The sequence below is a fragment of the Agrobacterium sp. 16-2014-1-2a genome, from assembly GCF_053522705.1.
On record NZ_JBNWBX010000002.1, the window covers coordinates 39630 to 52238 of the forward strand.

General features: G+C 58.2%; 10 protein-coding genes. 7 read left to right on the forward strand and 3 right to left on the reverse strand.

Going from position 1 to position 12609, the window contains the following annotated elements:
* The first annotated feature begins 191 nt into the window (after positions 1-191).
* From graD to ACQZ45_RS09070, 7 genes are all read left to right on the forward strand, one after another.
* A complete protein-coding gene (gene graD / locus ACQZ45_RS09040) occupies positions 192-731 on the forward strand; it encodes an FADH(2)-dependent resorcinol hydroxylase reductase component (protein WP_003514147.1) in 540 nt (179 codons plus the stop codon).
* Positions 732-767: 36 nt separating this feature from the next.
* Positions 768-1997, forward strand: a complete 1230-nt coding sequence (graA, locus tag ACQZ45_RS09045; RefSeq protein WP_113292349.1) for an FADH(2)-dependent resorcinol hydroxylase oxygenase component — start codon at positions 768-770, stop codon at positions 1995-1997.
* A 46-nt stretch (positions 1998-2043) separates the two neighbouring features.
* On the forward strand, positions 2044-3027 hold the full coding sequence (gene tsdA / locus ACQZ45_RS09050) for a gamma-resorcylate decarboxylase (RefSeq protein ID WP_003514143.1): 984 nt from the start codon (positions 2044-2046) through the stop codon (positions 3025-3027).
* A 3-nt stretch (positions 3028-3030) separates the two neighbouring features.
* Entirely contained in the window at positions 3031-4086 is a 1056-nt protein-coding gene (gene graC, locus ACQZ45_RS09055; protein ID WP_113292350.1) for a maleylacetate reductase, read from the forward strand.
* 40 nt (positions 4087-4126) lie between these two features.
* The gene (gene graB, locus ACQZ45_RS09060; RefSeq protein WP_112391429.1) at positions 4127-5014 is read left to right on the forward strand and encodes a hydroxyquinol 1,2-dioxygenase; all 888 of its coding nucleotides are present in this window, start codon (positions 4127-4129) and stop codon (positions 5012-5014) included.
* The gene (locus ACQZ45_RS09065; RefSeq protein WP_065658632.1) at positions 5011-5349 is read left to right on the forward strand and encodes a YciI family protein; all 339 of its coding nucleotides are present in this window, start codon (positions 5011-5013) and stop codon (positions 5347-5349) included. Before graB ends, ACQZ45_RS09065 begins: the two co-directional genes overlap by 4 nt.
* Positions 5350-5569: 220 nt before the next feature.
* Positions 5570-6856: an MFS transporter gene (locus tag ACQZ45_RS09070; protein ID WP_013636793.1), complete on the forward strand. Its 1287-nt coding sequence runs from the start codon at positions 5570-5572 to the stop codon at positions 6854-6856.
* 53 nt (positions 6857-6909) lie between these two features.
* Here the strand turns inward: ACQZ45_RS09070 and ACQZ45_RS09075 are convergent, their stop codons facing one another.
* The 3 genes from ACQZ45_RS09075 to ACQZ45_RS09085 form a co-directional block, all read right to left on the reverse strand.
* Entirely contained in the window at positions 6910-9237 is a 2328-nt protein-coding gene (locus tag ACQZ45_RS09075; protein WP_162736265.1) for a DUF1217 domain-containing protein, read from the reverse strand.
* Positions 9238-9614: 377 nt separating this feature from the next.
* Positions 9615-10940 (reverse strand): telomere resolvase TelA, encoded by a 1326-nt coding sequence (gene telA, locus ACQZ45_RS09080; protein ID WP_019565051.1) that lies wholly within the window; start codon positions 10938-10940, stop codon positions 9615-9617.
* A 288-nt stretch (positions 10941-11228) separates the two neighbouring features.
* Complete coding sequence (locus ACQZ45_RS09085; RefSeq protein ID WP_113292351.1) at positions 11229-12599, reverse strand: virulence factor family protein; 1371 nt, start codon at positions 12597-12599, stop codon at positions 11229-11231.
* Between the last annotated feature and the right edge of the window lie 10 nt (positions 12600-12609).

Below are 12609 nucleotides of genomic sequence, written 5' to 3' on the forward strand. Positions count from 1 at the left end.
TTGAGAACCACGTGCGCGGGTGACGTGGCGCACCCATCGGCTGTACCGGCATAATCTATCAGTTTCAATAGTTTCGCTCCAGAAGACCGGGGACGGCGAGGCCATATCGCAGCTTCCCCCGCCATAAAACATTTGCATTGACAAAGGTTGCAAATGAAAATATTTAAGAATGCAGGATTTGGGAGGATCTCATGACATCAGCACTGTTTGGCCTGAACAATCTTGCGCCTGAAGGCGTCGGCCAGAATTTCCGCACGACGATGCGCCGTTTTCCGGCGACCGTGACGGTCATCACTGCCTGTGCCACGGGTGATCAGCGCGATCACGGCATGACGGTTACCGCCGTCACCTCGGTTTCGATGGAGCCGCCCTCTCTTCTGGTTTGCCTGAACAACCGCACGTTTCTGCACGAATTGCTGCTCTGCCGGCCCGATTTCATCGTGAATGTGCTGACGCAGGACCAGATTGCCTTGTCTGATGCTTTCAGCGGCAAGGTTTCGCCGGAGGAGCGTTTCCGCAACGGCGAGTGGCAGCGTCATGACAACGGTGTTCTTTATCTGCCCACGGCCCATGCCGCGATCGCCTGCCGCCGTGTCGCGGCAATGCCATATGGAACGCATACGGTGTTTATCGGACAGGTGGTGTCGGCCGATGTAAGCGAGACGACACGACCGCTGCTTTACGAAAATGCCCAATATTGCGCCGCAAGCCCGGCAGGCCTGTCCGCCTGATATTTCCCGGCTAGACTATTCTCGGAGGAGACAATCATGAACGATATGAGCCATGCGCCGCAGCCGGCGCAAACGAACCCGCATGTCCGCCTCGTCAGTCGCGTTGCCGGTGTAGCGGATCTTTTCCGGTCCAGCGCCCGACAAACAGAGGAGGCGCGCCGCGTTCCCGCCAGTCATATCGCGGCGCTGCGCGGCATCGGCTATTTCGATGTCGTCAAACCGCGGGCCTTCGGCGGGCAGGGCGGTGAATTTGCCGAGCTTGTCGAAGCCAATATCGAGCTTTCGGCGGCCTGCGCGTCGACAGGCTGGGTTGCCGGCCTGCTTTCCGCCCATCAATGGCTGCTGGCGATGTTTCCAGAGGAGGCGCAGGCGGATGTCTGGGGCGAAAACCCTGACGCGCTTCTGTGTGGTTCCTATGCGCCGGTAAAGATGGCGGAGGCCGCTGACGGCGGTTACCGCCTGAGCGGCAAATGGGCCTTTGCCTCGGGCTGCGAGAATGCCCAATGGTCTCTCTGCGCCGCCATCCTGCCGCCGCAGGGCGAAGGCAGGCCGGTTCCGGCCTTCCTTCTCGTGCCTGCAAGCCAATATTCCATTGAAGACACGTGGCATGTGGTCGGACTGGCCGGCACGGGTTCCAAGACGCTGGTTCTCGATGATGTCTTTGTTCCCAAACATCGGGTTCTGACCTTTCCGGACGCGACCAGCGGCCACACGCCGGGCGGGCGGTTTTATGCGCAGGAAGGTCTCTTCAACATGCCGCTTCTTACAGGCATTCCTTCCTGTCTCGCCTCGGCTGGCGTCGGCGCAGCCAAGGGTGCCCTGGCAGCCTATGTCGATCATGTCGGTGGCCGCGTGACGCGCGGTGCGGTGGCGGGCGGCAATAACCGCATGGCGGAATTTCCAACCATCCAGCTGCGTGTCGCGGAAGCAGCTGCGAGCGTGGATGCCGCTTGTGAAATCCTGTTGCGCGACGTTGCGCGGGCTCAGGCACTCTCACAGGCAAGGCTTGAAGGGCGGGCGGAATTTTCGGTGGACGACCGGCTATTGAGCCGTCGCGGCCAGTCCTTTTCGGTCTCTCTGGCGCTACGCGCCGTGCAGGCACTCAACGATTCCACCGGCGGTGTCGGGCTCGATCTTTCCAATCCGGTCCAGCGGGCCTGGCGGGATGCGAATGCGGTGGGCCGCCATATCAGCATGAACTGGGATGCCGTGGGCACCATGATCGGCCAGAGCATGCTCGGCCTGGAACCCAAGGGCCAATATTGACCGCACATGTGGCGGCAAGTGAACAGCGATTTTCGGAGGAAATAACATGCAAGGCAAGGTCGCTCTCGAAGAGCATTTCGCAATCCCGGAAACACTTCAGGATTCGGCCGGGTTCGTGCCCGGTGATTACTGGAAGGAACTGCAGCATCGCCTGCTCGACATTCAGGATACGCGCCTGAAGCTGATGGATGCGCATGGCATCGAAACCATGATCCTGTCGCTGAATGCGCCGGCGGTGCAGGCTATTCCCGACAAGAAGAAGGCGATCGAGATTGCGCGCCGCGCCAATGACGTCCTGGCTGAAGAATGCGCAAAGCGGCCGGACCGCTTCCTCGCCTTCGCAGCCCTGCCGTTGCAGGACCCGGATGCGGCGACCGAGGAGCTTCAACGCTGCGTCAACGACCTCGGTTTCGTCGGCGCACTCGTCAACGGCTTCAGCCAGGAGGGCGATGGCCAGACACCGCTTTATTACGACCTGCCGCAATATCGTCCATTCTGGGGCGAGGTGGAAAAGCTTGATGTGCCTTTCTATCTGCATCCGCGCAATCCGCTACCGCAGGATTCCCGCATCTATGACGGCCACCCCTGGCTGCTTGGCCCCACCTGGGCGTTTGCGCAGGAAACGGCGGTTCACGCGCTGCGCCTCATGGCATCAGGCCTGTTCGATGAGCATCCGCGCCTCAACATCATTCTTGGCCATATGGGCGAGGGCCTGCCCTACATGATGTGGCGCATCGACCACCGCAATGCCTGGGTGAAGCTGCCGCCGCGCTATCCGGCCAAGCGCCGTTTCATGGATTATTTCAACGAGAATTTCCACATCACCACCTCTGGCAATTTCCGCACCCAGACCCTGATCGATGCCATTCTGGAAATCGGTGCCGACCGCATCCTGTTCTCCACCGACTGGCCCTTCGAGAACATCGATCATGCCTCCGACTGGTTCAATGCGACGAGCATTGCCGAGGCCGACCGGGTAAAGATCGGCCGCACCAATGCGCGCCGCCTGTTCAAGCTCGACGGAGCCTGAGCCATGCAGCCGTTCGTCTATACGACGGCCCCGGCCCGCATCGTCTTTGGCACGGGTAGCTCCGTGGGGGTGGCGGAGGAAATCCGTCGCCTCGGGCTGTCACGGGCGTTGGTGCTTTCCACACCCCACCAGAAGGGCGATGCGGAGGCTTTGGCCGCCCGGCTTGGCCCATTGGCTGCCGGTGTTTTTTCCGATGCGGCCATGCACACGCCGGTCGAGGTGACGAAACGGGCGGTCGAGGCCTATCGCGCTGCCGGTGCCGATTGCGTCGTTTCGCTCGGCGGCGGCTCTACCACCGGTCTTGGCAAGGCCATTGCCTTGCGCACCGATGCGCCCCAGATCGTCATTCCAACGACCTATGCCGGCTCTGAGGTGACGCCCATTCTTGGCCAGACGGAAAATGGCGTGAAGACCACCCTGCGCGGTCCGGAAATCCTGCCGGAAGTCGTGATTTACGATGCCGAGCTGACACTTGGATTACCTGTTGGCATCAGCATGACCAGCGGGCTAAACGCCATGGCCCATGCGGCAGAGGCGCTTTATGCTCGGGATCGCAATCCCATCGCCAGTATGATGGCGGTGGAAGGGTTGCGGGCGATGATCGAGGCGCTTCCCGGTGTGAGGATGGAGCCGCAAGATGCCAAGGCGCGCGAAACGGCACTTTACGGCGCGTGGCTGTGTGGCACGGTGCTTGGCGCTGTTGGCATGTCGCTGCATCACAAGCTTTGCCATACGCTGGGCGGCAGTCTGGATTTGCCGCATGCGGAAACCCATGCGGTGCTTCTGCCGCATACCATCGCTTGTGTGGAACAGGCGGTGCCGGACCAGCTTGCGCCGCTGGCCGCACTTGTCGGTGGCAGGGCAGGGACGGGTCTTTACGATTTTGCCGCCCGGCTCGGCGCGCCGGCAAGCCTTGCAGCACTCGGTGTTGCCGGGGAAGATCTCGACGCTATGGCCGAGCTTGCGACTGCCAATCCTTACTGGTGCCCGCGGCCAGTTGAAAAAACCGCGATCCGCGCCCTGTTGCAACGCGCCTTCGAGGGCGCAAGGCCGGAGTGATCCGGCAAGCAGGGAGCGGCAATGATGGGAGGAGGACATTATGGACATGAAAACAACCGGTGACGACGGCTATTTCGTCGAGGAACGTTCGGCCGAAACCGTGATTGCCCGTATGCGCGATTGTGACGATCCGCGTCTCAAGGAGATCATGGCGGTCGTCACCCGCAAGCTTCACGAGGCGGTGAAAGAGATTGAGCCGACTGAAGAGGAATGGATGAAGGCGATCCATTTTCTGACCGAGGTCGGCCAGATCTGCAATGAATGGCGGCAGGAGTGGATCCTTTTTTCCGATATTCTCGGCGTTTCCATGCTGGTCGATGCGATCAACCACCGCAAGCCGAGCGGCGCGTCGGAATCCACCGTTCTCGGGCCTTTTCATGTGGCCGATGCGCCTGAGATGCCGATGGGCGCCAATATCTGCCTCGACGGCAAGGGCGAGGACATGCTGGTAACCGGCCGCATTCTCGACACCGACGGAGTGCCGGTCGCAGGCGCCCGCATTGACGTCTGGCAGGCCAATGACGAAGGTTTCTACGATGTGCAGCAGAAGGGCATTCAGCCCGATTTCAACCTGCGTGGCGTATTCGTCACCGGTGAGGACGGACGCTACTGGTTCCGGGCGGCGAAGCCGAAATATTACCCGATACCGGATGATGGCCCCGTGGGGCAGCTTCTGCGGGCCATGGGGCGTCATCCCTACCGACCAGCGCATCTGCACTACATCGTTTCGGCAGAAGGCTTCACCACGCTCGTCACGCATATTTTCGACCCTGATGATCCTTACATTCGTTCGGATGCGGTTTTCGGTGTGAAGGAAAGCCTGCTGGCCGATTTTCAGCGGGTGGAGGATGCGCAGAGGGCGCAGGAGCTGGGGTTCGCCAACGGCTGGTTCTGGTCGGTGGACCACGATTTCGTGCTCGCCCGATGACCGTCGGTAGCGACCGTCCCCGGCTCTATGTGCGTTTTGCGGAAAGTGATCCCGCTGCCGCTGAGCAAAGGTTGGCGCAGATGAGTGCCCACAAGGCTCATTTGCGCAACGAAGATGGCGTGCCGGAAGGATTCAGAATTCTCGCATCCGGCCCGATGCAGGCGGAAAGCGGAGGGTCTGCCGCGGCACTCATCATTGCTGAAGCCCGCTGTATCGAGGACGTCATGGCTTTTAGCGACGCCGACCCTTTTGTCATCCACGGCGTCTATAACCGCATTCGTATTTTGAACTGGACGCCGACTTTGTCGAGGATTTCCGGGCTGCAAGGCGACTGAAATTCACGCCTGCAATGGCTGTTGGCGATTGTTAATATTTCAATTGCAATTTTTGCAAACGCAACATTTAATCGAAGGCGGGTGATACCGGCGATATGTGTCTTGACAGGAGCGAGACGCACATCAGGGTGGAGCAAGCCGGGCACCCAGGGAGCAATCGCAGGAACGGGAAGACGTCGATCCATTCCGGGTGGCGCGTTCATGCGTGAAAGGGAGGAATATGTCCACGAACTATATGAGCGCCGCCTCGGTGCGGACGAAGAACCCGGCTGGCGTCATCGCGACATGCGGCCTGATGATCATGTTCGACGGTTACGATCTTGTCGTTTACGGCGCGGTTGCACCGGCGTTGCTGAAAGAAGGCGCATGGGCGCTCAATCCGGCCATGGTCGGGCGCGCTGCCGCCTTGACGTTGGTGGGTATGCTGCTCGGCGCGCTGTTTGCCGGCACCATGGCGGACCGTATCGGCCGCCGGAAGGTCGTTCTCATCAGCCTTGCCGGATTTTCAGCGATGATGATTGCCTCGGCCATGACGCCGAACTTTCTTGCTTTCGAAATCACGCGCTTCTTCGCCGGTCTCGGCCTTGGCGCGCTCTTGCCGACGGTGACGGCGCTGGTGCTGGAGTTCTCGCCGCCCAAGCGCAGGGCGCAGGCAAATTCCCTTTCCTTCCTCGGTTATCTTATCGGCGGCATCATTTCCGGCCTCATGGGTATTTTGCTTCTGGAGAGCTATGGCTGGCGGCCATTGATGCTGATCGGCGGCCTGCCGCTTATTCTTCTGCCGATCTTCATGCGGTTCCTGCCGGAATCGCCGGAATGGCTGGCAAGCAAGGGCCGGCAGGCAGAGGCAGACGGGATTTGCGACACTTACGGCCTGCAACGCATTACGCCGCATGCCAAGATCCAAAAGGGCGGCGTGGGCGCCCTCTTCTCGGAAGGCCGGCTGCTTTCGACGCTGAATGCCTGGGGCATTCACTTTTGCTCGCTTCTGCTGACCTTCGGCATGGTCAACTGGCTGCCCACCATCATGAACAAGATGGGCTACGACATCAGTTCGGCGCTCAGCTTTTCCATCATGCTCAATGTCGGAGCCGCAATTGGCATTCTCATCGGCGGGCGTTTCGCCGACAAGGGTAACGTTAAAGTGGTTGTGGCCGTCCTTTTTGCCATTGGTGCGGCCTCGATCTGGGCGTTGACGGTAAACAAGGGGCCGTTGCTCTATCTCTTCGTTGCCCTTGCGGGTGCGGGAACGATTGGAACCCAGATTCTTGCCAACGTTCTGGTCGGGCGGCTTTATCCTGTCCATATTCGCGGTACGGGTCTTGGCTTTTCCCTGGCCGTCGGGCGGCTGGGCGGCATCGCCGGTCCGATGATCGGCGGTCTCGTGCTGCAACGGGGCCTCGCTCCGGAGTGGAACTTCTACATTTTCGGCTCGGTCGCGCTGGTCGGGCTGGCTTTGACCGTATTGACCCTGCTCTACCGCACTTCAGGCGACGGGCGGGTTTGACTAAGATGATGTTGGCCGCAGGGCAAAACCTGCGGCCAGCACTTATGGATGGTCTAACCTCTGCGGCGGCTGCGGAGTTGCCCCAACGTCGCGAGTGTATTGCCGCTGATGGACGTGCTGCCGCTGCCGAATAGAGCGAGACGCGGATCCGACGTTGCGTTGTTCGCTTCGAATGTCAGCAAAAAGCGATTGACCAGTTTTTCGACCTTCTTGGGGTCCTGCAGGTCTTTTATCTTCAGCTTCTTCTCGATCATCTTTGCCTGCGCATCCACCTTGGAGTTTGCGGTTTCTGCGGGAATTCCAAGGGCGGTGCGGGTGAACTCCGCAAGCGCATTGTCGGCGAGTATGTCGTAGGGATTGGAAATGCTGGCAGCCATGCGCTTGAAATAGAGCGCAAGGCGAACGCCGGAATTTTCTTCGCCGACCCGCTGTTCCAGCGTCTGCCGAACATATTTGTCGCGTGTTTGCATGAGGCTGCGGGTGTTCTGCACGCTCTGGCCGGCTTTCGCGACGATATTCCCCTTGGCGTCGAAATTGAAGGAGCCGGCAAGTGCGCGGAAGCGGGCATCTTTTTCGGTATTGGCGAAACTTTTGGGGTCCTTGAGGTCGGACTTGAAGATCTTCTTGAGGTAGTCGGTGGTGACCGTTTTGGGGTCGATACGCTGCGCAATCAGCATAAAATCGAGAAGGCGGCGGTCGGAGAGCAATTGATCGACGGTTTCAATCGTTTCCATTTTCTGGCGATAATAGGTGACCTCCTTTTCGCCTTTCTCCCTGACCTTTTTGTCCTTGTCCCAACGGCTAACTTCCTTCAGATAATTTCGTGATATTCGGGTGATCTCGTTTTCCGACTGGGCGAGCCGGGGTGAGCCGATCTTGCCCTCGGCATCAAAGTTGAAAGCCTTGGCCAGCCGCACGAAACGCTCGTCTTTCAAAGTATAAACGTAACTTTTCGGGTCTGACAGATCGCTGGTAAATACCCGTTTCAGCGTGAAGGACGAGGCTTCTTCAGCGGTAATATCGAAGGCCTTCAGGGCGAAGTTTCGAATGATGACCGCGCCCTGCGCGTTCGACAGAAAATCCTCGAGATTTTTCGTCAGGCCGATGTAGCGCTGGTAGTTCTTGATTGCCTTTTCGTCCGCTGCTTCGTCCTTGTCATCGTAACGGCTGAAGTAGAGGTTCATCATGGTGTTGAGCTGTTCGGCGGTCTGCGCTACCTTGCCGGTCTTGATCTTGCCGTCCGCACCGAAATTGAAGGCGCGTGCCAGATCGACAAGACCTTTGTCCTTCTCCTTATGGATAGGGCTTTTCGGATCATTCGGATCCTGCAAGACGGCCCAGCCGATTTTCTTGTCCGTCTCATCATTGTCGGTCAGATTGAAGCTGACGATGAGCATCGTTCTCAGGCGCGCAAACTGCGTCATCTGGCTGGCCTCGGTGATGGTTTTTATCTTGTCCGCGAAATACTCGCGGTTGAGAACAGCTCCGGCCTGCGTCAGGCGGGGATTTGAAAGAACGTAGGTTTCGTTAATCAGTCGCCTCTGCGCAGCCGTCTGCGCCGGCATGCCGTCATCTACGCGGCCGTCGTCCCGGAAATTAAACGCGGCCGCCATCTCGAACAGTTTGTTGGCATCGTTGATACGCTTGTTATATTGGCTGATCAGGTAGTCGATCTTTGCGAGCGCCGGTTTGTCGGTGGACGCGACGCCTGCACGTTCTATGCGCAGATCGGCCGCCTTTGCCTTCCACTCCGGGATCAATGACTTGTAGGTCTTGTTGATGTAGCTATCGGCATTGCTGATATCGCTCGTCAGAACGTTTTTGACGTGCTTGTAGCTGAAGGTCTCGGGGTCGATGCCGAAGGATTTGAAGATATAATCCCGAAGCCGCGTGTTCTTGAAGATATCGTCGACATGCCCGACCTTCTCGATGGCCATGTTGTAAAAACGGGTCTCTTCCTTTAATTCGGCGCCTTCCTGTTCGATCGTAGCGTGATAGGTGGCAATCAACCGGTCCTGCTGGGATTTTGTCTGAACCGATTTTTCCGCTTTGATCGTGCCGAAATCGAAAGAAGCAGCGAAGTCGCGGTATCGCGTATCCTTCAGTTTGTTGGCGAAGCTGTTCGGATCGTTGAGATTGCTTTCCAGCACCTTCTTCATGAAGGCGGTGGCATAGATCATTTCCTCCAGTCCATGTGCCTTCATGGCGTAGGAATAGAGCCGGAAATCCTTCAGGAACGCGTCGAGGTTTTTGACCTTGCCGATATTATCCGCATAATATTTGGCGTCGCGCGATACGACGGGGTCGTTCGCGACGCGTTTCAGCGACAATTCCATATCACGATTGTAAAGAGCGTAAGTCGTATATGCGGGCAGCACCATGTGTCTCCGAAAAAACTATGGCAAAATCTGTGCGTGAACCAGTTATGAAGCGGATAGTTGCAGTATAGTCTTGCGCGTAGCTGTATAATTAAAAGTAATATTTAGAGTAAATATTTTGTATTATTAAATTAGTTGAGATTTATATTGATTGTTTGGTGCGTGGCTGCGTTCAGATCGCGTGCAGGCAGAGGCGGCCCCAAGCGCCAAAGCCAACACCACGCCGGCAGACAAAGGGGAAAGACTTGGCAAAAGCTGAGGGCGGCACATTTGTCCGGGCTGTTGGGACAGACATGCGAAAATACCGCTGGCAGCGTGTTCAGCGCTATCCTGAGGCAAGGCCGTATTAGAGGCTTTTTCTAGGGTAGTTTCGGGTACCGCTACGGGTTCTTGCGGGAGACGGGGGCGATGGTCGCCATCTGCAACAAAGTGCGCTCATTCGTGCGTTTAGCTCGCGCCAATGCATCGTCGCGGTCTTCCGGCAGCGTGTAGGTCATGTAGGACAGCGAGGTTTCGAGGTCGTTATTATTGTGTCCAAGGATGGCCGCGAAATAGCTGTTCTTGGTGACATGGGGCGGCGCGAAATTGTGATACGCCACCTCCGCATAAAGGTGCCGCAAGCCATAGGGCTTGGGCAGTTCTTCCTTCGGCCAGAGGTCCTCGAACAGATTAAAAACCGTGTCCCGAAGCAGCAGGCGGGTTTCCGATGAAAAATCGTCGATCGACATGCCGTGCCACAATTTTCCCTGCCCGCTTTCGCGCAGGCGCTGGTAGGCGGACAGGATGGTTGCGGAGCGTGCAAGGACCGGGATCTCGTAGGTAATCCCGAATTTCGTTCCTTCGCCCTGCTTCGTCTTGGCCTGGCCGTTAAACAGGATGCTCCATTTGGAAACGCCCTTGCCATATGGGGCGGGTGAAAACTCGGCCTGCGTAAAGACCTCGTAGGGGCGTCGCCCCGTCATGCCGATCAGGCCGATGCCGATCATCAGCGGATCGCTGGACTTGAGACAATCCTCGCAGATCTTCAGCACCTGCCGGTAATTCTCGAATGTGATGAGCGCGCCGTGCTTGTTGGCGATCTTCTCCATCTTGACCCGGCGCGCATCGTCGTACATCGCTGCATCGCCGGTGGCGATCTTCAGCATCGGATGGTCGTCACCGAAGGCTTCGCGGATGGCGTTACGATATTTGGTGATGTAGGAAATGATCGTCGTCTGGGCGCGGCCCTTCATGACGGCGATTTCGGCGTCCCACAAGGCCTGCATCTCTTCTTTCGAGCCCAGGCCGTTCATCGCTGCAATAAAATCCGCGATCCGCAAAAGCACTGTCGGCTTGCGGCCGGCGGTGTTGAACTCCGCCCGTTCGATCTTTTCGACAATGGAGGTCGCCACGCCGGTTTTCGGATAGTCGGCCCGCTCTATATAGGTCTTCAGCCGCTCCCGCAGCTTTTTCATGTTGCAGATGGCAAGCGGGGTGCTCTTTGCGCCAAATTCGGCCTTCAGGGCATAGCGATATTTCATGATGTAAAGTTCGAGCGTCTTTTCCGTGCGGCCATTGTCGAAATGGTAGCGGACCTCTGCGTCCCAAAGATCGCGGATTTTTTTGTTTCGCAACGTCTCGCTGCTTTTCATCGCCTCCCTGACCCGACCGACGAACTGGTCGATGCGTTCCACGAGAACTGGAGTTTTGGTCTTTCGTGCGAGCATGCGGCGGCCCCTGAACCGGTCGGGAAATATAAAATCTATGATTGGCAATCAACAGAAGCATGGTTGCGGAAATGCCATGGATATCCGCTGCCAGCATATTTCTTTTGAATAATAGTTTAATCGATTCCGCAAGTATGGCCGTGATGCGTGGAACCTTCAAGGAAGGTTTGCGAGCCGAGATCGGCAAGTCGGGGAGCCGACATCCTGCCGGCGGCGCTTCGGGTGATTGAATTCTGATGGAAGTATGGGCTTCGGGAATTCTCCCGAAGCCGCAGAGGTTGCGACAGCCTATTTCGGTAGCCGGGTTTTCAGGGAGGTCACGATGCGCTTGGCAAGCCCCTCATAGTCCTCATCGAAATGGTGGCCACCTTCGATGCCGACCGTCTCCACGCCCTTTGCCTTCAGGCCGGGGCAGGGGTCTTCATCCTCTTCCTCCGTGCCATAGACGCATTGCACCAGCTTCGGATCGATCTTGACGATGTCGTCGATGGTCTTGCCGCCCTTGCCTTCGCCGGCAACGCCGAGCCAGCCCTGGACGGAAATCTCGAAATCGACTTCGGTCGAAAGTCCAAGCAGCGTCAGCTGCACGACATGGGATTTCGCGCGTTCGGGCAGGAGATTATAGGTGGCGGGAATGATATCAGCGCCAAAGGAATAGCCGATCAGCACGACGTTCCGAACCTTCCATTCCTTGCGGTAGGTGTCGATGATGCGCGCAAGGTCATTGGCCACTTCCTGCGGTTGTTTTTCTTTCCAGAAGTAACGCAGGGCATCGACGCCGATCACAGGTATCCCCTGCTTTTGCAGCGCGCCGCCGACTTCCTCGTCCAGATCGCGCCAGCCGCCGTCACCGGAATAGATCACCGCCATGGTGTCCATCGCCGGGCTCGTTTCGAGGACCGTGATCGGCAGGCCTAGCGGGCTGCTGGTGTCGCCCGCCGCATCGACCTTGTCGGACAGGGTCTGGGACAAAATCTCATCCGCCTTGCCTGTCACATCAGTCACTTCGATATCGGGATGAAGCTTCACCAGGGCGTTAACGTGGTCGCGGCCCTTCTGATCCGCATCGGGCGTGAACAGCACGCTGACAGGAGCTGGCAGCGGGCCATCGGTCAGGCCATAAACCGTTTCACCGTCCACCTTGTCCTTGGTGGCGGGGGTGCAGAGTATCTTCTCAAGCGGCAGGCCAGCCTTGGGGTCGACCGCGATGGCTTCCTGAACGGTGGAGACCGGGCTTTGCGCGATCATGGCGAGCGCCAGCGTTCCGCCCTTGCCGATGCCGGTGAGGATAGGCTGGCGATAGCTGGCCGTCCCGGCGGTGCGCTGGATCTGCTGCGACAGCGACTCGATGTCCGAGATCATATAGATACACTCGTCATCATCGGCCTCGAGTGCCTTCAGATATTCCTTGAAATCGATGCCGACCACCGCGGCACCCTTTTCCACCAGTGCTTTGGCGCGTTCGTCGTCGGTGCCGGTCCATCCGTCCGCATCGGAAATCAGGAAGACGCTGGCGAGAATTTCACCATCCGGCACCATGATGTGCTCGGCGGGAATCATGCCGGTGTCATAGGCTGGCTTATCCTGCGAAAAGGCGGCACTGGAAGCAAACAATGGGGAGAGGAACAGGGCGGAGGCGGCAAGGGCTGCCTTCAGCATGCTGTATTTT

Bases quoted from the DNA above. Each gene is read 5' to 3' on its own strand.
- graD (WP_003514147.1), top strand. From the start codon at position 192: ATGACATCAGCACTGTTTGGCCTGAACAATCTTGCGCCTGAAGGCGTC.
- graA (WP_113292349.1), top strand. From the start codon at position 768: ATGAACGATATGAGCCATGCGCCGCAGCCGGCGCAAACGAACCCGCAT.
- tsdA (WP_003514143.1), top strand. From the start codon at position 2,044: ATGCAAGGCAAGGTCGCTCTCGAAGAGCATTTCGCAATCCCGGAAACA.
- graC (WP_113292350.1), top strand. From the start codon at position 3,031: ATGCAGCCGTTCGTCTATACGACGGCCCCGGCCCGCATCGTCTTTGGC.
- graB (WP_112391429.1), top strand. From the start codon at position 4,127: ATGGACATGAAAACAACCGGTGACGACGGCTATTTCGTCGAGGAACGT.
- ACQZ45_RS09065 (WP_065658632.1), top strand. From the start codon at position 5,011: ATGACCGTCGGTAGCGACCGTCCCCGGCTCTATGTGCGTTTTGCGGAA.
- ACQZ45_RS09070 (WP_013636793.1), top strand. From the start codon at position 5,570: ATGTCCACGAACTATATGAGCGCCGCCTCGGTGCGGACGAAGAACCCG.
- ACQZ45_RS09075 (WP_162736265.1), bottom strand. From the start codon at position 9,237: ATGGTGCTGCCCGCATATACGACTTACGCTCTTTACAATCGTGATATG.
- telA (WP_019565051.1), bottom strand. From the start codon at position 10,940: ATGCTCGCACGAAAGACCAAAACTCCAGTTCTCGTGGAACGCATCGAC.
- ACQZ45_RS09085 (WP_113292351.1), bottom strand. From the start codon at position 12,599: ATGCTGAAGGCAGCCCTTGCCGCCTCCGCCCTGTTCCTCTCCCCATTG.